At 53.9% G+C, this 25,069-nt stretch carries 23 protein-coding genes; 16 read left to right on the forward strand and 7 right to left on the reverse strand.

The window, feature by feature from the left end; genetic code table 11:
• Positions 1 to 181 precede the first annotated feature (181 nt).
• Positions 182 to 3,391 (forward strand): CHASE domain-containing protein, encoded by a 3,210-nt coding sequence (locus tag ACTU44_RS17340; RefSeq protein WP_462096082.1) that lies wholly within the window; start codon positions 182 to 184, stop codon positions 3,389 to 3,391.
• A gap of 36 nt (positions 3,392 to 3,427) precedes the next feature.
• On the opposite strand, the gene ACTU44_RS17345 is transcribed toward ACTU44_RS17340, so the two are convergent.
• Entirely contained in the window at positions 3,428 to 4,237 is an 810-nt protein-coding gene (locus ACTU44_RS17345; RefSeq protein ID WP_462096083.1) for an inositol monophosphatase family protein, read from the reverse strand.
• Between the two features lie 239 nt (positions 4,238 to 4,476).
• Between ACTU44_RS17345 and ACTU44_RS17350 the strand changes: the two genes are divergently transcribed.
• Positions 4,477 to 5,352: a branched-chain amino acid aminotransferase gene (locus tag ACTU44_RS17350; protein WP_114098647.1), complete on the forward strand. Its 876-nt coding sequence runs from the start codon at positions 4,477 to 4,479 to the stop codon at positions 5,350 to 5,352.
• Positions 5,353 to 5,440: 88 nt separating this feature from the next.
• On the opposite strand, the gene ACTU44_RS17355 is transcribed toward ACTU44_RS17350, so the two are convergent.
• From ACTU44_RS17355 to ACTU44_RS17365, 3 genes are all read right to left on the reverse strand, one after another.
• The gene (locus ACTU44_RS17355; protein WP_114098646.1) at positions 5,441 to 6,028 is read right to left on the reverse strand and encodes a DUF4136 domain-containing protein; all 588 of its coding nucleotides are present in this window, start codon (positions 6,026 to 6,028) and stop codon (positions 5,441 to 5,443) included.
• A gap of 108 nt (positions 6,029 to 6,136) precedes the next feature.
• Positions 6,137 to 6,718, reverse strand: coding sequence for a TetR/AcrR family transcriptional regulator (locus tag ACTU44_RS17360; protein ID WP_336081802.1), 582 nt, complete (start codon positions 6,716 to 6,718; stop codon positions 6,137 to 6,139).
• A 164-nt stretch (positions 6,719 to 6,882) separates the two neighbouring features.
• Positions 6,883 to 7,848: a proline dehydrogenase family protein gene (locus ACTU44_RS17365; RefSeq protein ID WP_462096084.1), complete on the reverse strand. Its 966-nt coding sequence runs from the start codon at positions 7,846 to 7,848 to the stop codon at positions 6,883 to 6,885.
• 182 nt (positions 7,849 to 8,030) lie between these two features.
• On the opposite strand from ACTU44_RS17365, the gene ACTU44_RS17370 reads away from it, so the two are divergent.
• From ACTU44_RS17370 to ACTU44_RS17380, 3 genes are all read left to right on the forward strand, one after another.
• Positions 8,031 to 9,086 (forward strand): hypothetical protein, encoded by a 1,056-nt coding sequence (locus ACTU44_RS17370; protein ID WP_114098643.1) that lies wholly within the window; start codon positions 8,031 to 8,033, stop codon positions 9,084 to 9,086.
• Positions 9,087 to 9,256: 170 nt separating this feature from the next.
• Positions 9,257 to 9,538, forward strand: a complete 282-nt coding sequence (locus tag ACTU44_RS17375) for a hypothetical protein (RefSeq protein WP_114098642.1) — start codon at positions 9,257 to 9,259, stop codon at positions 9,536 to 9,538.
• The gene (locus tag ACTU44_RS17380) at positions 9,535 to 10,437 is read left to right on the forward strand and encodes a TIR domain-containing protein (protein ID WP_114098641.1); all 903 of its coding nucleotides are present in this window, start codon (positions 9,535 to 9,537) and stop codon (positions 10,435 to 10,437) included. Before ACTU44_RS17375 ends, ACTU44_RS17380 begins: the two co-directional genes overlap by 4 nt.
• 89 nt (positions 10,438 to 10,526) lie before the next feature.
• Here ACTU44_RS17380 and ACTU44_RS17385 read toward each other — a convergent pair whose 3' ends face one another.
• The gene (locus ACTU44_RS17385) at positions 10,527 to 12,119 is read right to left on the reverse strand and encodes a lysine--tRNA ligase (RefSeq protein WP_114098640.1); all 1,593 of its coding nucleotides are present in this window, start codon (positions 12,117 to 12,119) and stop codon (positions 10,527 to 10,529) included.
• Between the two features lie 428 nt (positions 12,120 to 12,547).
• Between ACTU44_RS17385 and ACTU44_RS17390 the strand changes: the two genes are divergently transcribed.
• From ACTU44_RS17390 to ACTU44_RS17410, 5 genes are all read left to right on the forward strand, one after another.
• Complete coding sequence (locus ACTU44_RS17390) at positions 12,548 to 13,603, forward strand: sensor histidine kinase (RefSeq protein WP_258548728.1); 1,056 nt, start codon at positions 12,548 to 12,550, stop codon at positions 13,601 to 13,603.
• 17 nt (positions 13,604 to 13,620) lie between these two features.
• A complete protein-coding gene (locus ACTU44_RS17395) occupies positions 13,621 to 16,059 on the forward strand; it encodes a two-component system response regulator (protein ID WP_114098638.1) in 2,439 nt (812 codons plus the stop codon).
• 178 nt (positions 16,060 to 16,237) lie between these two features.
• Positions 16,238 to 18,313 carry a methyl-accepting chemotaxis protein gene (locus ACTU44_RS17400; RefSeq protein ID WP_114098637.1) on the forward strand — a complete coding sequence of 692 codons (2,076 nt, stop codon included), beginning with the start codon at positions 16,238 to 16,240 and terminating at the stop codon, positions 18,311 to 18,313.
• 141 nt (positions 18,314 to 18,454) lie between these two features.
• On the forward strand, positions 18,455 to 18,865 hold the full coding sequence (locus tag ACTU44_RS17405; protein WP_114098636.1) for an MAPEG family protein: 411 nt from the start codon (positions 18,455 to 18,457) through the stop codon (positions 18,863 to 18,865).
• A complete protein-coding gene (locus tag ACTU44_RS17410; RefSeq protein ID WP_114098635.1) occupies positions 18,865 to 19,281 on the forward strand; it encodes a DUF1801 domain-containing protein in 417 nt (138 codons plus the stop codon). The genes ACTU44_RS17405 and ACTU44_RS17410 overlap by 1 nt, the downstream gene beginning before the upstream one ends.
• A gap of 12 nt (positions 19,282 to 19,293) precedes the next feature.
• Here ACTU44_RS17410 and ACTU44_RS17415 read toward each other — a convergent pair whose 3' ends face one another.
• Positions 19,294 to 19,746, reverse strand: a complete 453-nt coding sequence (locus tag ACTU44_RS17415; RefSeq protein ID WP_114098634.1) for a MarR family winged helix-turn-helix transcriptional regulator — start codon at positions 19,744 to 19,746, stop codon at positions 19,294 to 19,296.
• A 363-nt stretch (positions 19,747 to 20,109) separates the two neighbouring features.
• Between ACTU44_RS17415 and ACTU44_RS17420 the strand changes: the two genes are divergently transcribed.
• The 6 genes from ACTU44_RS17420 (at position 20,110) to ACTU44_RS17445 (ending at position 24,031) form a co-directional block, all read left to right on the forward strand.
• Positions 20,110 to 21,153, forward strand: coding sequence for an alpha/beta hydrolase (locus tag ACTU44_RS17420; protein ID WP_114098633.1), 1,044 nt, complete (start codon positions 20,110 to 20,112; stop codon positions 21,151 to 21,153).
• Positions 21,154 to 21,278: 125 nt separating this feature from the next.
• Entirely contained in the window at positions 21,279 to 21,704 is a 426-nt protein-coding gene (locus tag ACTU44_RS17425) for an organic hydroperoxide resistance protein (RefSeq protein ID WP_114098686.1), read from the forward strand.
• 190 nt (positions 21,705 to 21,894) lie between these two features.
• The gene (locus ACTU44_RS17430) at positions 21,895 to 22,191 is read left to right on the forward strand and encodes a putative quinol monooxygenase (RefSeq protein WP_114098632.1); all 297 of its coding nucleotides are present in this window, start codon (positions 21,895 to 21,897) and stop codon (positions 22,189 to 22,191) included.
• A 26-nt stretch (positions 22,192 to 22,217) separates the two neighbouring features.
• Complete coding sequence (locus ACTU44_RS17435; protein ID WP_114098631.1) at positions 22,218 to 22,649, forward strand: YqaA family protein; 432 nt, start codon at positions 22,218 to 22,220, stop codon at positions 22,647 to 22,649.
• A gap of 197 nt (positions 22,650 to 22,846) precedes the next feature.
• Entirely contained in the window at positions 22,847 to 23,215 is a 369-nt protein-coding gene (locus ACTU44_RS17440) for a hypothetical protein (RefSeq protein WP_220150320.1), read from the forward strand.
• Between the two features lie 207 nt (positions 23,216 to 23,422).
• Positions 23,423 to 24,031, forward strand: coding sequence for a LysE family translocator (locus tag ACTU44_RS17445; protein ID WP_220150319.1), 609 nt, complete (start codon positions 23,423 to 23,425; stop codon positions 24,029 to 24,031).
• Positions 24,032 to 24,123: 92 nt separating this feature from the next.
• Here ACTU44_RS17445 and ACTU44_RS17450 read toward each other — a convergent pair whose 3' ends face one another.
• A complete protein-coding gene (locus ACTU44_RS17450; RefSeq protein WP_114098629.1) occupies positions 24,124 to 24,969 on the reverse strand; it encodes an AraC family transcriptional regulator in 846 nt (281 codons plus the stop codon).
• Positions 24,970 to 25,069 lie beyond the last annotated feature (100 nt).

The following is a 25,069-nucleotide window of genomic DNA, read 5'->3' on the forward strand; positions in this document are numbered from 1 at the left end:
GCACAAAACCCGCGACAGGCACTGAAATGCCCCGCCATCGGCATTTGCCAAATTCTGTTGTATTTTTTTCATCCTGATCATCCGTGATTGCGTCGAAACCGTATTCAAAATCACGTTGCGCATCCTTACATTAAGGAGAAGACACACAGACGTGTCGCGCATGGGGGAAAGGGGAATTCGTTTGACGCTGCAACGCCGCTATATCTTGCGCGCTCTGGCGATTGCACTTGCCTATTTCCTTTTTGGTTATGCCGGTTTGCAACTGCCCTTTTTTGGCAGCAGCGTCACCCTTGTCTGGCCGCCATCCGGGATTGCGCTTGCCGCCCTGATTGTCTGGGGCTGGCGATATTTTCCAGCCGTCTTTATCGGTGCGCTGGCTGTTAACCTTGCGACGTCGCCATCCATTACCCTCGCCTTTCTGATTGCAACAGGCAATACCATTGCCGCCATCGGCCCGGCATTGATTGTCCGGCGGTTTTGCGGGACCTACCCGATCGGCCTGTTCCGAAACATGCTGATTTTCCTGTCGCTCGGGTGCGTGCTCAGCCCTGCCCTGTCCGCTCTTTTTGGCGCGACATCGCTCAGTCTTGTCGTGATCGGGAATTTTGGCCAGTTCCCGCAAATCTGGCAGGGCTGGTTCCTGGGGGATCTGGTCGGCGCAATTGTTGTCGGGCCACTTGTGATGCGCCTGATGAAATGGCGTCAGTTCGGCCGGATGGGCCAGCATTATGGTGAACTGGTCTTTATCTGTGTTGCCGCCATCGTTATTTCCTCGGCGGTGCAGACCACACCACTGGTCTCGAAACCCGAATTTCTGTTTATCTTTGTCTCCCTGCCTTTTGTGATCTGGGGGGCGACGCGGTTCGGGCTTCTGGGTGCGACACTCGTCAATACCATCATTGTGGCTGACATCATTGTCTTTGCGGCCCTTGGCAACAATACATTCGGGTCGGTCGGGATCAATACCGGCCTTCGCAACCTTTATGGCTATCTGATCGCCGTATCGGTCGGGACCCTGTTCCTTGCAGGCGGACTGGAGCGCATTTCCTTTATCACGACGCGCGCACGTGACGGCCGCCTTTCTGATGACGTGCATCGCATGCGGCGCACCCTTTCGATCGTGATCGGTGTCATCGGTTTTGGCGTGTCGTCTCTGGCATCCTGGTACACCTATAGCCAGCTGGTTGCGGCAGAACGCGTGTCGACCGAACAATACCGGCTGGCCTTTGAGGCGTCCCTTCGCGAAGAACTTGGCCGTGCGACCGATGCACTGGTCGCGGTCAAAACGCTGTTTGACGTCCATGGCAGTGTTTCTGCCAATACGTTTGACGCAATGATTGCCCCCTGGGTCAGTCGCCGTCCGGGGATTGCCGCCCTTGAATGGGCGCCGTTTATCGAAGGCCGCGCCCGTGCACTGATAGAAGAAAATGCCGCCCTGCGCGGAGTTCCGGATTTCCAGATCCGCGAACTGGTCGATGGCAAGCGACAAGCCGCCGCCCAGCGCGACGGGTATTACCCGATTTTCTTTGTGTTCCCGCGTTCAGGTAACGAGGCCGCTATCGGCTTTGATCTGGCCAGTGAGGAAACCCGCAGACGTGCGCTTGAGACCGCCCTTCTGACGGGAAATGTCACCCTGACCGAACCGATCAAACTGATTCAGTCAAACTCAGCGGTTGCCACTGCACTTGCCTTTTTGAGCGTTGAGAACCGGCGCAACCCCGATGGTCCGCCACTGGGACTTGCCGTGGGTGTCCTGCGCCTGACCGACATGATCACGCGGGCTGCGCGCGTGGCACGCATGCCGCTTGATTTTGAGATCCATCTGGCCGACCTGAAATCCAGATCCGACGCACAGCTGATCTATTCCAACCGGCCGACTGACTATGCCATTGACCATATTCAGCACGAACTTGAAAGACCGTTCAATCCGACTGTTTCAAATTTCACCTTTGGCTATCGCGACTGGACAATTGTCTTGCATCCGACCAAGTCCGCACTTGCCAGCCTGCATTACTGGCAACCTTGGGCGATCCTTGTATTTGGCAGCATGATCAGCATTCTGTTGCTGATTTATCTGCGGTCACTCAACCGCACGGAAAAATATGTTGTCGATCTGGTTGCCCGCCGGACCGAGGAACTTGAAAATGCAAGTACCGCTGCCGAACGGGCAATGAATCAGGCCCAGCAGGCCGACCGGGCAAAATCGGAATTCATCGCCCATATGAGCCACGAATTCCGATCCCCGATGACATCTATCCTTGGCTATACCGAACTTGCCAGTGACAGTCTGGACAACAAGGATTTTTCTGTCGAAACCTTGCGCGGATACCTGTCGACCATTCGCGGGGCGGGGCGTCATGTCCTGTCGCTGATCGGAGATGTTCTTGATATTTCCAAGATCGAGGCCGGACGCCTGATCCTTGAAGAAGTGCCCTTTGATCTGCGCGGGATTTGCGAGGAAGTCACATCAATGATGCTGGTGCCCGCACGCGCACAGAATAACCGGCTGCATCTTGAAATCCCGGCAGACATGCCGCGCTGGGTCACCGGTGATCCGGTCCGCTTCCGACAGGTCCTGACCAACCTTGTCTCCAATGCGATCAAATTCACCAAATATGGCAATATCCATGTCACCGTGACACCGACCACGGTCACCGATGATGACCTTGGTTTCCGCATTTCCGTGCGCGACGAAGGGATCGGCATTCCGGCCAACAAACTCGAAACCATTTTCGAGGCCTTTGCACAGGTCGAAACATCGACGTCACGCCGCTATGGCGGCACCGGGCTTGGGCTTGCGATCTGTCAGCGCATGGTTGAGGCAATGGGGGGCAAGATCAGGGTCGATAGCCAGGAAGGAACTGGCAGCACATTCTGGTTTGAATTGACCCTGCCGCGCAGCTCTGCTGCTGCGGCGGCGGAAAATGCGGAAATCGAAGCTCAAACCGACGAAGATCTTGAAAAGGTCCCGGTTACCGGCAGGAACCTGCTTCTGGTCGAGGATATCGAGATCAATCGCATCCTTGCCCAGAAACTCCTTGAACAGCAGGGGCATATCATCACCCCGGCAGCCAATGGTCAGGACGCCCTTGATATCCTTGCAAAACAGGATTTCGATGCGGTTCTGATGGATGTGCATATGCCCGTCCTTGACGGGATTGAAGCCACGCGACAAATCCGCGAATTTGATGACCCCGTAAAGGCCACCATCCCGATCCTTGCCCTGACGGCAGATATTTCCAATGACAATCTTGCCGTCTTCCGGGCAGCGGGATTTGACGCCCATTGCACCAAACCGCTTGATATCAAGGCCATCAATAGCGAATTGATGCGCCTTGAAAGCCGGATGCTGGAAAACCGACGCGCAGCACAGCAAAAAACCGCCCCCTGATCCTTTGATCCATTGCAACAGGGGCGGTACCGGACTTTATTTTTCAATCCCGGTCATCGCGCGCAATTCGGCGGCAACATTGGCCCCGGCAGTCAGGATGGGCGCGCCTTTTTCAAGGGCATCGGGCGCACCAAGATAATCATTGGCCCAGCCACCGGCCTCGCGCATCAAAAGGATGCCCGCCATGCAGTCCCACGGATTGATATGGGGTTCGTAATAACCGATCAACCGGCCCGCCGCGGCATAGGCCATCATCAACGCCCCTGATCCGTTACGGATAAAGATGCCCTCGCGGTCCAGCAAATCCTTGATGAAAGGCGTGATTTCATCACTGCTGGTGCGATGAGACATGCCAAGCCCCATCAGGCCCTCACTCACAGAGTTTGCCGTGCTGGCCTTGATCGGCTCGCCATTGACCTCGGCCCCCTCGCCCAGTCGGGCAGTGAAAAGTTCCTTGTTGCAGGGCTGATAGATCAGACCCAGCACGATTTCACCGGCCACAACCAGTGCAATGGAAATGCACCAGCTTGGCATCTGGTTGACAAAACAGGCCGTGCCATCAATCGGGTCAATCACCCAAAGGCAGTCATTGCTGCCCTGCTCGATCCCCATTTCCTCGCCAAGAAATCCGTCTTCGGGAAAGGCATCATGAATGCGGTCACGAATGATTGCCTCGACATTCTTGTCGGCAATACTGACCATATCAAGGGCATTGGTCTTTGCCTCGATCTCAAGGTCACCGGCGGTGCCATCGTAATAGGACATCGCGCGCTTGCCCGCGGCCTTGATCACATCCCGTGCATGATCAAAGCGCGCGTTGATATCAAGTTTGATGTCACTGCCCATGATGGCTTCCTTTCGGGTAATGGTTCTGATCGGCAAATTTTGTTCATAATCAAACAGATATACAAAATCTGCGGCCCGCAGATATCGCAACTTTTCATGACAATTTTCAGGCAGCGCCAAATGCGATCTTTTCTTTGACCATCCTTGGGCAAAAATCCTATTCTCACCCCCGGAATTGACCGCCCCACCGGCAGCGCCGCGCCAAGCGGACGCGCACAAGACTGATCAGGAGTACAAGAATGGGCCACGCCGCCACTGATAGCACCCCCACCACCTGGACCTGGTACAAGGGCGAATGGCATGAGGGTAACCCGAACATCATGGGTCCGCAAACCCATGGTGTCTGGATGGCATCGACCGTGTTTGACGGTGCGCGCCGTATGAATGGCAAGATGCCCGACCTTTATCCGCATTGCGCGCGTGTGCTGCGCTCCGCCAAGTTGATGGGTCTGACACCCAAAATCACGACCGAGGAAATTGTTGCCCTGGTCAAGGAAGGTGTTCAGAAATTCGATCCGGCACTTGCCCTTTATATCAAGCCGATTGTCTATGGTGGTGAAGGCTTCCTTGCCCCGAACCCCGACAGCGCGCAGTTCGTGCTGTGTCTTTCGGTCTCTGACATTCCCGACGCCATCGAGACCGGCTTTACGGCACGCAAATCAAGTTTCCGCCGCCCGTCACCGGAAAGTGCCCCGACCGAGGCCAAGGCAGCCTGCCTCTATCCGAATGTCGGCCGTGCCGTGACCGAGGCGACCGAGTCCGGTTTTGATACCGGTGTGATGCTTGATCCGATTGGCAATGTGGCCGAGTTTTCCTATGCCAACCTGTTCTTTGCCAAGGATGGCACGGTCTATACCCCGGCCATCAATGGCACGTTCCTTAATGGTCTGACCCGTCAGCGCGTCATTGCCCTTCTGCGTGAAAACGGCGTCGAGGTTGTCGAGAAAACCTGCAAATACGAGGAACTCGAAGCTGCCGACGAAATCTTTGGCACCGGCAACTATTACAAGGTTGCACCCTGCGTCAAACTTGATGACCGCAACCTGCAGCCCGGCCCGATCACACGCCGCGCACAGGAACTCTATATGGCCTTCACCGCGGCCAGCGAAGACTGACAGCCTGCGTATTCCAGACAAAAGGGCCGGTTATCCGGCCCTTTTTTATTGCCCGCCTTGTATCGCGGCCTTGATGCCACTGGGGAAGTTACTGTGCCAGCGGCACGGCAACGTTACTTCCGGCAACAAAGGGATATTTGGCAAAGATCGATGCCACTGCTGATCTGACTGTTTCATTAGGCGCCTCGCGCACCGAACTTGTCACACGCGCAACCGCCGTTCCTTCCCAGACCATCTGTCTGGTCACGCGGTTGACCATATCAACCGTCAGGGTCCCCTCGGTATAGGTATCGACATAACCGGGTTCGACATAGCCCGGCCAGCCAACATACATTCCGCTGCGATATCCGTAATAGCCGCCAACATAGACCGGCGGGGCTGTTCGCGTTTTTTCCTCGGTCTTGAGATGGAAATTGATCAGGATATCGGGATTGCGAATATCAACGCGATAGCCGCGCGCTTCAAGGGCGCTACTTATGGCATCCTCGATCCGCTGCCCTGACAGGGTCTGATACCGGGCCTCGGTATCCTTGCCTGCGGATTCAATAAAGGCAAAGGTCTGGAACTGGCCGAAATCGGCCGCCGGATCAACATCGGTATAGACGCGCGGGCCGCTTGCACAGGCCGCAAGCATTCCAGCCAGAAGCCCCGCAACCGCCAGTTTCAATCTTTGCATAATGTCGGCCCCTTTTTGTTCAGTACAGAACTGTCTTTAATATATGACGTTTGAACCCGACAATACCATCACCAGAAATTGGTTTCATGATGGCAATCATAAATTGCATCACAGCAATTGCTGCGCCGTCTGACGCAAATCCTCGATTTCGTCATCAAGGATGGCACGGTCATTCATCGCATGGGCCAGAATGATCGCCCCTTGCCAGCGCACAATAATCCGTCGGCCTTCGGTTTCGGCCTTTGTCGATACCATGCCCGCTGCCACGAACTGCATGGCCAGCCAGTCAACAAGGTCATCAAACACCGATTGTCCGATTGCGCGCGCATCATCAAAATCCGCATCCGGCGGCAGATCAATCATCAGGCGCGCTAACGGGCAGCCATGGCGCACCCGACGCGGGGTCATGGCATCAAGATAATCAAAGAATTTGGCAACGCGTTCGCGGACCGAACCATCTGGCGCAATACTGGCCAGAAGCGGTGCGAATTCACCCTGAATGGTTTCAAGTGCGGCGCGCGCCAGATCATGTTTCCTAGGGAACCGGTAAAATACCCCGCCTGCGGGCAATCCGGCTTCGTTGGCGACGGCCTGAATGGTGGCCGCGTGATATCCGTCGCGCCAGATCACATTCATTGCCGCACGGGCAAGCTTTGTCCGTTTTTCCTCGGAACTGAGTTTGCCCGCCATCACAGATCCTTATTCTGATCAATTAAGTAAGTTAACTAACTTGATATGTGAAACTCCAGATATTGTCAATGTGACATCACCTCTTCGCAGCCGTTCCCGATACACTGGCCCTTGTAAAAATGCCGCCAGACGGATCTGGCGGCATCTGCAGGTAGTTGAGATGTCTATCGGTTCAGCCCGGATCGTAACAACAAACCAAGATTGCGGGGATTTTCCCCGACCCGACGCCAGGCATAAGCCCACCAGTCATGCCCGAACGGCGCATAAAGCCGCAACCGGTATCCGGCATCACGCAATTCACGTTGCAAGGGCTGGTTCACGCCATACAGCATTTCAAATTCAAACCGGTCGCGCACCCAACCATTCTGATCGGCAATTTGCCCGATCCGGATCGCAAGATCGCGATGATGGGTACCAAACACCGGAAAGAACCCGGCATTGCGCGCAGCATCCGACAACATCCTGCCTGCAAGCTTCAGATAATTGGCATCGATATCGGGACGCTTGGTAAAGGCCACCGTATCAGGCGGGGCCATGGCGCCCTTGACCAGCCGTACCATCGCCCCGCGCGCAATCATGCTCTCAAGATCGGTTTCTGTTCTGAACAGACGGGCCTGTAACGTCTGGGCGACCGGAATGCCCGCATCGGCAAGACGATGATGCAGGGCAAGCGTATCATCGATCATGTCGAAATCTTCCATATCGATCATCAATCGGATAGTGCGGTTATTTTTGCGCTGCGCGGTTCCGTTTGCAGCCGTTCGGATCAGTCGGGCAATGTCATCGACATTTTGATCAAGGACTTCCTTGCCCTGCATATAGCCAAGCTGCGACGGATCGATGGAAATATGAATATCCCCGCCCGCCTGATCGAGCTTGGGCACAAGCGCCCCCAGCTGTGCTGCTGTTTCATGGACCTGGGCAATGTCGGTGACATATTCGCCAAGATAAAAGCTTGATATTCCGATGCCCTGTTCGTGCAACCGGATGGCGCGTGCAACATGTCCTTCAATATTGCTCGCACTGACAAACTGATCGGCAAGACCGGTCTTGCGTCCAATGGCCTCACCCGCGCGACGTATCGGCTTGTTGCAGGCAACAGCGATCATGCATTTCTGCCAGATACCCATTGATTACTCCTTCGTGGTGGCGAATATGCAGGTAACATGAAAGCCGATATTGCTTATTGAACGATATGCGCCACAGACCGGACAAATTTTGACGATTTACTGCGAAAATTGAACCCTTTGTCATTGCGGTGTATCACAGTCACGTCTGACACGATTTCAGAAACAATAAAACGGGAGCCCCCTTGAAAAACCGTCAATTCACGCTTGCTGACATTCGTAACGCCATCTCGGCCGGTGTCATCAGCGAAGAGTCTTTTACAAGGCTTGAAAGCTTCCTTGTCGCGCAATCGCATGAAGCCGCCGAAACCGAAAAATTCACCCTGTTTCGCGGTATGAATGACATCTTCATCGCGCTGGGCGTCGTGGCATTAAGTGTTGGCTGGTTCATCCTGTGGGGCATGCTGACCGAAAGCCCGGCCTTCTGGGTTGCACCGCTTCTGGCGATTGCCGGTTATGTCGCATTGGCTGAATATATCGCGGGCAAGCTCAAGGCGACCCTGCCGTCAATTGCGATCATGGCTGCCCTTGGCGCGACCATCATGCTGTATGCCATGGCGCTGTTTATGCCGTTTTACGGCACAGGAAGCGGCCTTTCGACCCTTGAAAGCATCATCGAATTTGGCGAGGAATCTGCCAATATTCTTGTGCTTGTGACCGTGATCGGCTTTGCCTTTCAGGTGGGCTTTTTCCTGCGATACAGATTGCCGGTATCCTTCGCACTGATTGCGGCGGGCATCCTTGGTGTGGCCTGGGCGGCACTGACGGCCGCCATCGGCCCGGCGATTGCCGACTATCTGAATTACCTGATCACCGCGACCGGGTTGCTGTTGCTTGTCCTTGGCGTCTTTATCGACAGCCGCGATCCCGAACGTATCAATGGCTGGGCGGAATGCGCGTTCTGGCTTTATGTGATGGGCGCACCGATGACCATCCATTCGGTTGCCATCGCCTATGAGGCATCGGCCTGGGTGATGGTTCCGCTGATTGCCCTTGCCATGCTGTTCTCGCTGGTCGTGGATCGCAGATCACCGATCATCAGTTCACTGATCTATGTCGGCTATCTGCTGCAATCGGGCTTTGAAGGTGTCGCCATCGACCCGTCTGTGACCATTGTTCTGGTCTGCTTTATCATTGGCGGCCTTGTCATGGCATTCGGGGTTGGCTGGCAAAAAGCCCGTCATGTCCTGCTTGCACCATTTGCCGACCAGCCCTGGCGGCGTTACCTGCCGCCAAGCTAAATCCACAAGACAGCATTCAAACAAAAAGGCCCGCATCATTTGACGCGGGCCTTACCTTTTTTTATCAAAACAGAACAACAAACATCAACTTTTAATTGAAAACCTGAAATGCCTTCAGCTAGAATATTAGAGAAACACAACATTAAGCCGCAATTGATCGGATACAACCAATGCTCAAAGTTGAAGGTTTAGATAAGCTCCAGAAACAGCTTAAAGAAGCGCAGCGCGCCTTGGAAGATATTGATGGTGAATTATGTACAGTATCTCTTGACCCACATGACCCAGAGAGCATTGCAATTGCAATTTCCAAAATGGAAACGTTAATTGACGAAAAAATGGGGAAATACTCAAAAAATCCATTCGTCGCACCAATGATTGAAGCATCAAAAGAACAGTTCAGAGCATCAATTCTGGAGAAAGCTTCTGAAGCTAGGATTGAAAATGAAACATGAAACAGGAATCTGATTTATTCGTTCAAATCAATAATGCTGTCTTGGATTTGCAACAGACCGATAGCCAGAATTTTCATCAACCACTAAAACGACTTGGCAGATTGTTGCAACATGATCAACTCAGGACGTTCAATCTAGAAATATCAAGAAATCTAAACCTTGATGATTTCATTAGTAAAAGCAATGAAACACAAGGAGGGTTTGTTGGGTCTGCTAAGTTAGTCTGGCCCGACGATGATTTGGAAATCTTGGGCTTACAGCTTTTGCTAGTCCTGAAATTCTCAGAGAAACCTGAGGAACTAATACACTTCTGTCACACATTTTTTTATAGCAACGGCAAGATATCAGGACACATTCAATCATTTGTAACAAAACTGATAATCCCTTTCATCAGAGACTATAAAGCGTTTGTAAAAAGCCAAGGAGAAATAGCTCCTGCACTAATTCCGAGTATATCAAAAAAGGTTTTTGTCGTTCACGGTCATGATGCGGAAGCTAGAGAATCTGTAGCCCGCTATATTGAAAAGCTTGGGCTTGAAGCAATAATCTTACATGAGCAAGCAAATCAGGGACGAACGATTATCGAAAAAGTAGAACACAGTTCCGATGTCGGTTTCGCAGTAGTTTTGCTAACACCTGACGATGTTGGAAAATCAGTTGGCGATCAAGATCTTGAGCCACGCGCCCGACAAAACGTCTTGCTAGAGCTAGGTTACTTTATTGGCCGATTACAACGAAGTCGCGTCTGCGCTCTAAAGAAGGGAAATGTAAGTATCCCTAGCGATTTCGCGGGAGTTGTCTGGGAAGAACTCGACCAAGCCGGCGCTTGGAAAACCAAACTTGCAAGAGAGCTCAGTGCTGCAGGATATACTATAGACTGGAACACCGTCATGCGCTGAGTTGACCTCATCCATGAAGAGTCAAAAATCACAAAAAAAGCCCGCATCATTTGATGCGGGCCTTTGTCATTTTACGTTCTGGTCGCTAATCAGGCGCTCAGATCTTCACCGGCAAGCGCGCGGTCGATCAGGGCAACGCTTTCGTCAATGCCATACAGGGCAATGAAGGAACCCATGCGCGGGCCCTGTTCCTGACCGAGCAGGATTTCATAAAGCGTTTTGAACCAGTCGCGCAGGTTCTCGTAATTGTGGTTTTTGCCAACCGTGAAGACCTCGGTCTGGATGTCAGACGGATCGGTGCCCGGTGCGACTTTGGCAAGCGTATCGCGCAGTTCGCGCAGGGCGGCCTGTTCGGCCTCGGTTGCGGCGCGGTATTTCTTCGTCGGTTTGACGAAGTCGCTGTAATAATTGATGGCATAGCCAACCAGCTTGTCGAGATACGGCGAGCTTTCCGGGGTGGCACCCTTGGCATAGCGCGAAATGAACTTCCACAGAAGCGCGCTGTCATCGGTGTTGCAGACCGAAACAAGGTTCAGCAAAATCCCAAAGGACAGCGGAATTTCGCGATCCGGTGCCGTACCGGCATGGATGTGCCAGGCCGGGTTCTGAAGGATTTTTTCCGGGTCGGTTTCGGTTTTCAGCTTTTCGGCAAAGGTCAGATATTCATCCACGGTTTTCGGGATGACATCGAAATACAGACGCTTTGCGGTTTTCGGTTTCTGGAACATGAACAGCGACAGGCTGTCTTCCGGCGCATATTTCAGCCAGTCTTCCATCGAAAGACCATTGCCCTTGGATTTCGAAATCTTCTGGGCGTTCTCGTCAAGGAACAGCTCGTAGTTAAAGCCTTCTGGCGGCGTACCGCCAAGGGCCTTGACGATCTTGTTGCCAAGCTCAACCGACGGAATAAGGTCCTTGCCAGCCATTTCGTAATCAACACCCAGCGCATACCAGCGCATCGCCCAGTCGGGTTTCCACTGCAATTTGCAGTTCCCGCCAGTAACCGGGGTTTCGACAAGCTTGCCGGTTTCCGGATGCTCGTAAACGATGGTCCCGGCTTCAACATTAAGCTCAGTCACCTTGGCCATCAGAACCTTGTTGGTCCCCGGTTCGACCGGCATGAACGGGCTATAGGTCGCGCGGCGTTCTTCACCAAGGGTCGGCAGCATGATTTTCTGGATCGCGTCATAGCGTTCCAGAAGACGCAAAAGAGCGGCATCAAACATGCCCGAACGGTAACATTCGGTCGAAGATTTGAATTCATATTCAAAGCCGAAACCGTCAAGGAATTCACGCAGCTTGGCATTGTTATGATGCGCAAAGCTCTCGTGGGTGCCAAACGGGTCCGGAACGCTGGTCAGCGCCTTGCCAAGATGCTCGGCAACCATTTCCTTGTTCGGTATATTGTCCGGTACCTTGCGCAGGCCGTCCATATCGTCCGAGAAGCAGAAAAGCTTGGTCGGGATATCGCACATGGTTTCAAACGCACGGCGGACATAAGTCGTACGCGCAACTTCACCAAAGGTCCCGATATGCGGAAGCCCCGACGGACCATAACCGGTTTCAAAAAGGACATAGCCCTTTTCAGGCGCCTTCTGTTTATACCGCTTGACCAGCTTGCTGGCTTCCTGAAAGGCCCAGACGTTGCTGTTAAGTGCGGCATCTCGAAGATCGGCTGTCATTTTTGAAACCTTGTTTGTCAGTTGTATCGTTGAAATCACATGGAAATCTTATGCACGCCCGATCACCCGGATCGCGTGCGTGCGCGAAGCTATACCTCACTTTGTCCCAAGATCAAGCCTCTGTTACGCATGGCTGCCAAATAATCGCGGAACGCATGGTAATTTTTGCAGCCCTTCTCCACATAAAACAGGCATGGGAAAAACCTAAACAGAGGCCCCATGCACCCCTATGCGTAAGTGTAGTTGAATTCCGGCCATACCGTCCAGATATCCAACCCAAGCGCGCACTCGGAAAAGAATTTAAATTTTTCGCACAATATCCGCACGCAATAACGCAGATAAGAACTGATCAAAAACCATACGGAAAGATAAAGCCACGACCGGATTCAGTTTGATGTTTTCGTGTTGTTATGGGGAGCCACAACAAGGTGACGCACGATCAGGTCGTCCAACAAGGAAGCGACGAGCTTTCGCCAGACAGTGCCGATCAGAGATTTGAACGCGTGGTCGAATACGCACCAAATGCCATGATCCTGATCAGCGCAGGAGGCCTTATGGAAATGGTCAACGCCCAGACCGAAATCATTTTCGGTTATGCGCGATCCGAATTGCTTGGCCAACCGATTGAAATGCTGGTGCCCGAACGGTTTCGCGCGCGCCACCCGGCCCTGCGCGGGTCGTTTTCAAAAAACCCGAACCCGCGTCCGATGGGCCCGGGCAGGGATTTATATGCCTTGCGCAAGGATGGCAGCGAGTTCCCGGTCGAAATCGGCCTGAACCCGATCACCAGCGGCGACCGCCACCAGATCCTTGCGGCGATTTCCGACATTTCCGAACGCAAGCATCGCGAAGAACAGATCGCGCGATCCCTTCGTGAAAAGGAAACCCTGCTTTCCGAGGTCCATCACCGGGTCAAAAACAACCTGCAGATCGTGCATAGTCTTCTGGATATGCAAACCAGCTCTGTCATGGACAGCCAGGCCCGTCAGGCGCTGATTGACAGTTGCAACCGCGTGCGATCAATGGCGCAAATCCACCAGTCGCTGTATCAAAGCGAAGACATCGCCAAGGTCAATTTCGCCAATTTCTGCGAAGGCCTTATTTCATCGCTTTTTGCCGCCTATAATATCGACATCGAACGCATCCGCGTCATTACCGACCTGACGGAAGTCGAGCTGGCCATTGATCAGGCTGTTCCATGTGGGCTGATTGCCAATGAATTGATTTCCAATGCACTGAAACACGGCTTTTCTGACGGTTACAGTGGCGAAATCCGGGTCTCCACACGCATGGAGACCGAAAATGTCGTGGAACTTTGCGTTTCAGATACCGGGCGCGGCATGCCCAAGGATTTCAACATGTCGACAAATAGCGGCCTTGGCTTGCAGCTGATTGAATTGCTGGTCGATCAGATTGGCGGAAATCTGGTCGTTGATACTTCAAGGGACACCACCTTCATCATCCGGTTTACTCTGGGAAACTGAAAAGGAACTGATCTGGGATGCATCATCCGGTCCATGTCATGATTGTCGAGGATGAACGCGTAATTGCCCTGCATTTGCGCAAGCAACTCGAACGACTGGGCTATGAGCGCACAAGCGTTCATAACGCCGGCTATGATGCACTCAAGGCAATCGAGCGCGATCCGCCCGACATCATCCTGATGGATATCCGCATTGATGGCGATATTGACGGTATTGAAACGGCTGCAGGCATTCCACCGCACCTGTTGATCCCGGTGATCTATCTGTCTGCCCATTCCGAAGACGCCACCCTTGTCCGTGCGCAGAAAACCCGTCCCTATGGTTTTCTGATCAAGCCGTTTTCCGAACGCGAACTGCATGCCACCATTCAGATGGCCCTTGAACGTCGCGTTGCCGAACTGGCCCTTCGCGATACGCAGCAACGTCTGTCACTGGCAATGACAGCCGCCCAGATGAGTTGCTGGGAAATTGATGTTGCCACCCGTCAGGTCCAGCGCACCGGCCTTGGCAGTTTCAGCCACCTTCAGGAAACCGAAACCATCACCGAAAGCTGGGATGATTTCCTTGAACGGGTGGCCCCCGAAGATCGCGCCATGGTCCGCAAGGCCTTTACCTTTGCCATTCACAATGGCGAGTTCTACGACATCGTTTTTCGCACCATTGATGAAGAACGCGGATATCGCTGGCTGCGTGCACGCGGCAAACTGTTTCCCGCGGATCGCACCAGCGCGATGCGCATCATCGGCATGACCCAGGACATCACCGATCAACGCCATACCCAGGATAAATTGCGCGAAGCCATGGCGGTCTATGAGACCACGCAGGACGGCATCCTTATTCTTGATCCCAAACTGAATGTCACCAATGCCAACAAGGCCTATTACCGGATTACCGGGGCCAATGCCAAAAACACGCTCCATCATCCGCCCTATTTCATAACCCCTGAAAAGCTGCCCGCAGAACAGTACAAGGAACTGCTTCTGGCCTTGCAAAATCGCAAACACTGGCATCAGGATATTGATACCCAGAATACGGGCGGCGGTCCGATATCGCTGGCGATCCAGATCATCGGGGTCGAGGATGATGACGGTAAACTGACCCATTTCGTTGCCATCGTTTCGGATCGCACCGCCATCCGGCAAGCCGAACAGGAATTGCATTACCTTGCACAGTATGACGGCCTGACCAGCCTGCCCAACCGTCTGCTGGCCACCGACCGCCTGAACCGGGCGATCGAGCGTTCCGAACAAACCGGCTCGATTGTCGCCTGTCTGTTTCTTGATATTGATGATTTCAAGAATATCAATGACACGCTGGGTCATGCGGCAGGCGATCAGGTGATCCTGATTGCCTCGACCCGTATCAGGGCAGTGACAGAGCGCACCGACACCATTTCGCGTCTTGGCGGGGATGAATTCCTGATCATTCGCGAAAATCTCAAAAGCGAGGTCGCGGCGGCAAATCTTGCCAACAAGATCATTCAGGAACTCGAACGCCCGTTTTACATTGTCGGTCAGGAAATGACGCTTTCGGCCAGCATCGGCATATCTTTCTATCCTAACCATGCGTCCTCCTCACAGGACCTGATCCGGCTTGCCGATACCGCGATGTATGCAGCGAAGGATCGTGGCAGACGGACCTATGCGTTCTATGAAACTGAAATGACCGAGAACGCCACCCATTACATGACCAGATCGCTTGAATTGCGGCGCGGCCTTGAAAACAATGAACTGGTCCTGCATTACCAGCCACAGATCGATGCAAGAACCGAACAGATGGTCGGTGTCGAAGCGCTTCTGCGCTGGAACCATCCCCAGCACGGCCTTCTTGGCCCGGCGGAAATCATCCCGATTGCCGAACAAAGTGGCCTGATTGTTGAAATCGGGAACTGGGTCATTCGCGAAGCCTGCTCACAGGCCCGCCAATGGCAGGACGAGTTTGACAAGAAAATCCGCGTTGCCGTGAATGCTTCGGTTCGGCAGTTACGATCAGAGGGCTTTGCCGAAGCTGTCCAGCACGAGCTTGCCCTGTCGGGCCTGCCCGCCGAATTCCTTGAAATTGAAGTCACCGAAAGCATGATCCAGGACGAAGCGTCAATGATCAAGACGCTGCATGAATTGCGCGAAGTCGGCGTGTTGCTTGCGATTGATGATTTCGGGACCGGCTATTCCTGTCTGCGGTCGATCAAAAGCCTGCCGATCAAACGCATCAAGATTGACCGCGCCTTTATCAAGGGCATTCCCGACAAGACCGATGATGTCGCACTGGTCGAGGCCATGCTTGCCATGGCCGGGTCGCTTGGCCTGCTTGTCACGGCCGAGGGCGTTGAAACCCGTGAACAATACACCTTCCTTCGTGCCATCGAAGGCATCGAGTTGCAGGGCTATCTGTTTGGCAAACCTGTCCCTGCGTCAGAAATCACTGCCGACACCTCCCCCAAGGCAAAGTTTTCATAAATCCGTCCCATATCGCCCGACCCCGCCGAACGCCCCCAAAAGCATTGTCCTTTCCCAATACTTCCGATCAGGTTTCAGCAACTTGTCGATGTAAATTCACTTGCAAGTTATTGAATTAACGGCTGGTGTCGCCATATGCGATAAATCTCACCAAAGCATAGGTCGGAAGGACGGCTGCATGAATCTCTCCTCCTTGTCGCTTGGCGCAAAGCTCACGCTTGTCAGTGCGTTTGCCATTGCTGTTTGCCTGATTGCGGGCATTACCCTGCAAACCATTCAAACCAGCAAGACGACAGAACAGTTGACGGTGGGTGAGGCGCGCGGCGTTGCCAAACACCATGCCGAACAGGCCAGTCAGGTTCTCAATAGCGGCATGTCGATTGCCAGACAGCTTGCCGGCGGTTTCCGTGCCATCCGTGAACAGGGCGGCGCAGACCGCAAGGTCTATAACGAAATTCTCAACCGCACCCTGATTGATTACCCGTCGCTTGCCGGTGCCTGGTCGGGGTTTGAACCCGATGCCCTTGATGGCAAGGATGCCGACTACAAGGACGAAGGTGAGCCGTTTGGCGAAGGATCAGGACGCTATGTCACCTATTTTTATAATTTCGGTGACGGCATTACGCCCTATCATCTGACCGGCCTTGATGACCCGTCGGTCAATGAATATTACACCTCGCCGCGTGACACCAATAAACCCTATGTCACCGATGCCATCACCTATGACATTCAGGGCCGTGATGTTGTTCTGACATCCTTTGTCTATCCGGTGCAGGACAAATCAGGAAAATTCCTTGGAGTTCTGGGCGTTGATCTTGAACTGAATGCGCTTTCCGAACGCTTTGCCGAACTGACACCGTTTGAAACGGGAACGGTCAATCTGGTTTCGGCACAAGGCACCTGGGTTGCCCACGAAGATCCGGCCATTCGCGGCACCAAGCTTGACGCCAATGACCCGGTTCAGGCCACCATCCTCGAAGTGATGAAAAGTGGTGAACCGCAGCGCATCGACGATGACAAAGACATGCATATGATCGTGCCGGTGGAAATTTCAGGTTACCCCAATCAGTGGGGTGTGGTCGTCAATGTGCCGCTTGCCACTGTCTTTGCCCCGGCAGACAATCTGCGCGATGCAACCCTGATTGGCGGTGTGGTCCTTTTGTCAATTGTGATTGCAGTTGTGCTGTTTTCGACCACCACGATGGTGCGTCGCCCGATGACATCTGTTGCCGGGGTGATTGACCATCTGCAAAAGGGCAATTTCGCCATCGACGTGCCCTATCTTGAGCGCAATGACGAAATCGGTGCCATTGCCAAGGCACTTGAAGCCTTCAAGGAAGCATCGGCTGGCATGCAGCAGGCCGAACGCGAAAAGCTTGAAGCCGAACAGCGCGCCAGCGAGGAACGCAATCGCACCCGGCTGCAAATGGCTGACGAGTTTGAAAAGTCGGTCGGCTCGATTGTCGTCAATGTGTCTGACAGTGCTGAAAACATGGAAAAGGTTTCCCGCCAGATGCGCAATGCCGCAGATCAAAGCGCTGAACAGGCCGTTGTCGTTGCCGCCGCCGCTGACGAAGCCAGTGCCAATGTTCAGACCGTGGCATCCGCGACCGAGGAACTGTCTGCCTCCATTCAGGAGATCAGTTCGCAAGTGGCAAAATCGTCTGATATTTCCAGCACCGCTGTTGAAGAAGCATCGCGGGCCAATGCCATGGTCACCGGCCTTGCCGAGGCTGCGGACCGCATTGGCGAAGTCGTCAGCCTGATCAACGATATCGCAGCCCAGACCAACCTGTTGGCCCTGAACGCCACCATCGAGGCTGCGCGTGCCGGTGAAGCAGGCAAAGGCTTTGCCGTTGTTGCACAGGAAGTCAAAAACCTTGCCAACCAGACCGCCAAGGCAACCGATGAAATTGCCCAGCAGATCGGATCCATCCAGTCCGAAACCCAGAACACTGTTGGCGCGATTGAACGGGTGACCGAGACGATTTCAAACATCAATGAAATCGCCACCGCCATTGCATCTGCCGTTGAACAGCAGGGTGCCGCCACAGCCGAGATTTCGGGCAATGTTCAGCAAGCTGCGGCGGGCACGAACGAGGTGTCATCCTCAATCGGGATCGTGCGCAATACGTCGCAAGAAACCGGCGAAGCAGCATCAAACGTCCAGGTCGGGGCAACCCAGCTTGCACAGGAAGCCCGCAATCTTGATGCACAGGTCAAAAACTTCCTTGATCGTCTGCGCAACATCTAGGCGCACGACAGGCGGACATCACACAAAATTAAACGGCGGCACTCCTCGCGGGTGCCGTCATTTTGTTGATAGCAATCCCGTTCGGTGGTTGAATTGCTTTTCGATACAAAGACCTTGCGCCCTTATTCAAGGAATACTCCGATGCTGCCACTTCCTGTGACGACTGTGACCGTTGCGATATTTGCCCTGATGCTGACTGTGCTGAGCCTTGCTGTATCGTTCAGGCGGCGTGACCTTAATCTGGCGGTCGGAGATGGCGATGATCGCATCTTGCGCCGTCGCATCCGCACCCATGGCAACTTTATCGAGAACGCGCCGCTTTGTGCGCTGGTTGTCCTTGCGGTTGAAGCCATTCTGGCAACATCGGACATGGTCTGGGTTGTGGCCGGTCTGCTGATTGCTGCACGTGTCCTGCATGTCATCGGCACATTCAAGCGCCTCAACAAGCGTCTGGTGGCCCCGGCCATGGTGATCCAGCATGTGACCATGATGATTTGCGCAATCTGGCTACTGGTGCAAAGCTTTCACAATGTAATGGGCGGGATGATGTGATGACCGATCCGGTCAAAATGTCCGGCGTGCCTGCCAAAATCGCAACCTGCCCTGCCCCGGCGCGTCAGATACTGACCCAGATCAGAAACTGGGTTCATAGCCTTGCCGCCGGGATGGATGGTGTGGGGCCGCTTGATGAAAGCCTTAAATGGGGCGAGCCCGCCTGGCGTCCGAAATCGGGGGCCGGCACCACCATTCGCGCAGACTGGAAGGCAAAAACCCCCGATCAGGTCATGATCTTTTTTGACTGCAAGACCGATCTGATCGACCGCACGCGCAGCCTGCTATCATCCGAACTGACCTGTGAAGGCAACCGGGCGATCATCCTGCCCCTTGACCGCCCCTTACCGGAAGACGCGATCAAAACCGCACTTGGCTGGGCGCTTCGATATCATCTGGATCGCAAGGCATCCTGATCGAAAGCGGGCCTATTTCGCAGCCGCCGCCAGCGTATCACGCATTGCCTGCAGATCACTGTTCAGGCGCTTGGCCGTTTCGATATCAAGCCCGGTCGCCTCAAGAATGCAGGGCGGGACTTCACGCGCCTTTTCCCGCAACGCCTTGCCCGCGTCGGTCAGGTTGATGCGCACAGACCGCTCGTCTTTCGGATCGCGCTTGCGCATGACAAGGCCATTGGCCTCCAGCCGTTTCAAAAGCGGGGTCAACGTACTTGATTCCAGATACATCTTTTCCCCGATACTGCTGACCGACTGATCATCTTCCTGCCAAAGCGTAACCATCACCAGATATTGCGGATAGGTCAGGCCAAGCGCATCAAGCAGCGGCTTGTAAATACGGTTAAAGGCATGGGTTGCAGAATAAACCGAAAAGCACAGAAACTTTTCAAGCTGCAAAAAGTCTTGGTTTGATGTGTTTTCCATCGGTTCATCCTGTCTGAAACGGGGCGGGATCTGGCATATGCCGGATCATTACGACTTGTCTTGACATATATCGGCATGCGGGTCGGGTCAAATATCTGCGGCGACTTTCAACACGACATCCACATAACCCATTGATTCCATAGATATTTCATCACGCTCCCTGATCCTGCATCCCTGCAGAAAATCAGGAGTTCTGGAATCAGGGTCAGAGACATTATATCGCGCACGATTTAATTACAAGCGATTTAATTGCATGCCTGGTATCTCCATTTTTATATCGCACACGATTTAATTGTATGCGATACATAATTCACCGAAACGACACACCGCCCGGTCACCGGGCCTTCTCAAAGGAACAGACCCATGAGCCCATTCAAAACCAAAGTTGCCGCAGCTGCATTTTCTGGCGTACTGGCACTCTCGACGGCGATTGCATCTTCGGCTGCCTTTGCTGAACCGGTTCTCGAACCGGCCACCCAGAACTTCATCAATGTCCTTGAAGCATCCGGCGGCCCGGCGATCTACACCCTGACACCAACTGAAGCCCGCAACGTTCTGGCCGGTGCACAATCCGGCAAAATTGCCAAACCGGCTGTTGATATCACCGACACCGTCTTTGCCGTCGGCCCGACCGGCCAGACCAATGTACGCATCATCCGCCCGGCGGGTAATCAGCAACGTCTCCCGGTGATCGTGTATTTCCACGGCGCAGGCTGGGTGATGGGGGACAAGGGAACCCACGACCGACTGGTCCGTGAACTTGCGGTTCGCGCCAATGCCGCCCTGGTCTTTGTCGATTATGAACGGTCACCCGAACACCGCTACCCGGTCGCCATCGAACAGGATTATGCGGTGACCAAATATGTCGCCGAACATGCCGAACAGCTGAATGTCGATCCAACCCGTCTGGCGATTGCCGGTGACAGTGTCGGGGGCAACATGACCGCCGTAGTCTCGTTGCTGGCACAGGAACGCAAAGGTCCGGCGATCACCGCACAGGTCCTGTTCTATCCGGTGACGGACGCGAACTTTGATAACGGATCCTACACCAGCTTTGCCAACGGCCCGTGGTTGACCCGGCCTGCCATGGAATGGTTCTGGAACCAGTATCTGCCCGAAGGCATTGACCGTACTGATCCGAAAATAACGCCGATCCATGCGACACAAGATCAGCTTGCCGGTCAGGCCCCTGCCCTTGTGATCACGGCTGAAAACGATGTGCTGCGTGATGAAGGCGAAGCCTATGCCCGCAAATTGTCGCAGGCTGGCGTTGATGTCACGGTCACCCGCTATAACGGCACGATCCATGATTTTGTGATGCTCAATGCCCTTGCTGACACCCCGGCCGCCAAAGCAGCAATCGCCCAGGCCGGTCAGTATCTGCACAACGCCCTTCACGGTGAATGATCACAAAACTTTCATACTCTCTTTCGGGTAGGCGCGGTTGCGCCTGCCCACCCCCGGCGACATATGGAAAAGACAGCCGGGTAATCACCGAAACCAAACCATTGATCAAACAAAGGATGAAAACCATGTCTGTTGATGTCAAATACACCGCACAAGCTTCTGCAACCGGTGGCCGCGATGGTCGCGCCAAAACCGCTGATGGTTCGCTTGATGTCAAGCTGACCACGCCAAAGGAACTTGGTGGTGCAGGTGGCGACGGCAACAACCCCGAACAGTTGTTTGCCATGGGTTACTCGGCCTGTTTCATCGGTGCGATGAAGTTCGTTTCTTCCCAGGGTGGCCCGAAAGTTCCGGCTGATGTTTCTGTCACTGCCGATGTCGGTATCGGCCCGCGTTCTGCCGGTGGATTTGGTCTTGCTGTGACCCTGACCATCTCGCTTCCGGGCCTTGACAAGGCCGAGGCCGAGAAACTGGTCGAAGAAGCGCACAAGATCTGCCCGTATTCGAACGCAACGCGCGGCAATGTCGAAGTAACTTCGGTGATTGCCTGATTTTATCAGTTCCCCCCCTGCTGGTCAGCAGCCCCCATTTGCTGATCGGCATTCAAAGGCCCGGTGTTACCCCGCACCGGGCCTTTTCTTTGTTTTTCAGGTCGTCGTTCATTAAACTGTTGCCGATCGGGTTGTGGGCGCCGATGATCCACCTCGTCACAATAAATATTCAGAAAATCGGGAACTTATCATGTCCAAGCAGCTTACCCTTGTTGTCTATTCGCGCGCCAAACCGGGCATGGAGGAAGAACTGGGCAAGCGGCTTCTGGCCCTTGTCGAGCCGTCGCGCGCCGAAGAAGGCTGCATCAGCTATGACATGCACCAGTCGCAGGAAGATCCGGCCGTCTGGCTGGCCTATGAAAACTGGCGCTCCGAAGAAGACCTTGCCAGCCATTTTGAACAGCCTTATCTGCGCGCCTTTGCCGATACCAAGGACGAAGTCCTTGACGGCCCGCTTGATATTCGCAAATTCACGATCAAGTCATAACATCTGACCGGATCGGCTTTAAACCCGTGCTGTTTGCCCTTTTCCTTTCGGCCCTGACATCGGCAACCATTCTGCCCGGAACGTCCGAGGCGGCCCTTGGCGCAATGGTTGCTGCGGGCGATCATGCCATCTGGCTTCTGGTCGCCATCGCAACCCTTGGCAATGTGCTGGGCTCTATCATCAATTGGGGGCTTGGTCTTTATGTCGATCACTTCAAGGATCGCCGCTGGTTCCCGGTTTCGCCCGATGCACTGGATCGTGCGTCGCACTGGTTTGGCAAATACGGGCTTTGGTCACTCTTGCTTGCATGGCTTCCGGTTATTGGCGATCCGCTGACCCTTTTTGCAGGCGTCATGCGGGTTCGCTTCATACCGTTTTTGATCCTTGTCACCATTGGCAAGGCCGCACGCTATGCCATGATTGCCGGTGGCGCAGCTTGGCTTGGATCATTATTTTAACACCCGAAATCACGCCAAATATCTGAACATGTTTGATAATAAAAGTGCGACATGTTTCAAAATAATGTCAAAAAACCCACCAATGATTTAAATATAAAAATATAAATCAATTGTAATTGTGCGCCGATAATGTCTTCCTTTGGCACAACAGCTCTATGGAAAATGCATTTCATAGCCTGACCAAAAGGATCTTTATTATGCCAATGACAATCGCCACATGGGTTAAACCCGCAATCTGGGGCGGCGTTGTCGGTGCTGTCCTGATCACCATCGTCGGTTTCAGCACCGGCTCGGTCGTATCTGGCAGCACAGCCGAAAAGATGGCTGAAACCAGCAGCAAGGAATCTGTTATTGCCGCCATGGCGCCTGTTTGCGTTGCCCAGTTCAAGACGCTGACCCCGAACAATCAGATGGCGGAACTTGCCGCCCTGAAAGAGGAAAGCTCTTACAAGCGTGATGATTTCGTCATCGCCAAGGGTTGGGCAACCATGCCGGGCAGCGAAGAGCCGCGCAATGACATTGCCCAGCGCTGTGCATCGCTTCTGATGGACATGACCAAAAGCTGATTGGTCCATCTCCGGGCCCGTCACGGCCTTTGGCCAAAACGGCAAATGAACCAAATCAAAAAACCGCAACCGGCATCACATCCGGTTGCGGTTTTTTTTGCAAAAATCGTCCCCGCCTTCCTCTGAAGGTCAATTTTGTTCAATAAAGCCCGCATCCGTCATGGCAGGCTTGGAACAAGGAAAAGCCCCACAGAGGAAACCAAACGCATGCTCCCCTTTAGCGCAACCATGAGCCTGTATCTTTCGATGGCAAGCTTTGCGCTTGCCGCCTCGATCACCCCCGGCCCGGTCAATATTCTTGTCCTGAGCTCGGGCGTTCAGTTCGGTTTCCGGCCCTCGCTCCGCCTTGTTTTCGGGGCCACTGCCGGATTTTGCCTGCTTTTGTTGTTGATCGGGCTTGGCCTGCATCAGTTGCTTGAAACCTTTCCGCAACTGACCACCCTCATCCAGTGGGCGGGTGTTGCTTTTCTGTTATTCATGGCCTGGAAGCTGTTTTCATCAAATGGTGAACTTGGCAAAAGCGATGCCGGTTCCGGCCCCTCCGTCATGACCGGGGCGGTGATGCAATGGCTAAACCCCAAGGCATGGCTGGCCTCGATCGCCGGGATGGGGGCCTATGCCTCATCCGGGGCACCGACCCTGATCTGGGAATTCACTGCGATCTATTTCGTCATCTGTTTTGCGGCGATCGCATGCTGGGCCTATGCCGGGGCGTTTTTATCGCGTTTTCTGGGCGAACCATCGCGCATCCGCATGTTTAACCGGGCGATGGCCATATTGCTGGCCGCCAGTGCGATCTATCTGATTTTGGGATAACCCCCACACCTTGCTCCCCCTGCAAACCTGCAAATATCAAGGTGTGAACTTCAAGGCGGATCATTGTATCCGCCTTTCTTTTTACCCGGATCTCAGGCGGCCTTGCCGCGCGCATATTGCCGTGGCGTCGTCGCCATCAGGCGTTTGAAAATGCGCTGAAAATGCGCCTGATCGGCAAAGCCGGTTTCAAGCGCCACATCAACGATCTTTTCCCCGCGCCGCAATGCATGACGGGCGCGCTGGACCCGGCAATTTATCAGATAGGCATAGGGCGTCATGCCAAAGGTTTTTTTGAAAGCCCGCACCAGATAGGACCGCGAATAACCAACCAGTCCGGCCAGTGCATCAAGACTGATATTCTCGTCATAATGCGTGCGGATATAATCGGCGACCCGGATCATTTTCCGGTCATTGACCGAACCGATCCCGCCATCGAGATCACCGCGCAGATCAAGCTGCACATGCAAATCGCCAAAGAACGACACCATGGCGGTTTCCTTGCCCAGCACATCAATATCCGGATTGATCAGCGTATCGGCAAGATCGGCCAGCCCGTTATAAAGCCTTGGATTGTGGCTGATCGTATCGGAAAACATCGCAAATTTTCCGGCCGCATCGGCATCAATTTCGATCTGCAGATCCAGAAGCCAGCCCGGATCGACAAACAGCATGTCATAACACCAGTCCGCCCCCTTGACCGGGTTGCAGCCATGCACATCCTCAGGATTCAGGATCACCACCGAACCGGCTTGCGTTTCATGGGTCTTGCCGCGGTTCCAATAGGTGCTGTGACCACCATTCACCGTGCCAATCGAAAAGGTATCGTGGCTATGGCGCTCATAACAGACAGCATGCCCGTCCGCCACGCGCCTGAGCTCGACAAACGGCAACGCGTCGTCACGCCAGAAATGCTGGTTGCGGGTATTCGGGGCTGCCATTCGGTACGGTCATCTTGTGGTGATTGTCAAACTTGATAATTTCAAAGATAGGTCAATTTCCCCGGTAGCGCCACTGTCGCTGTCTGCTTATAGTGCCCCA

This window comes from Thalassospira sp. SM2505 (genome assembly GCF_054901115.1).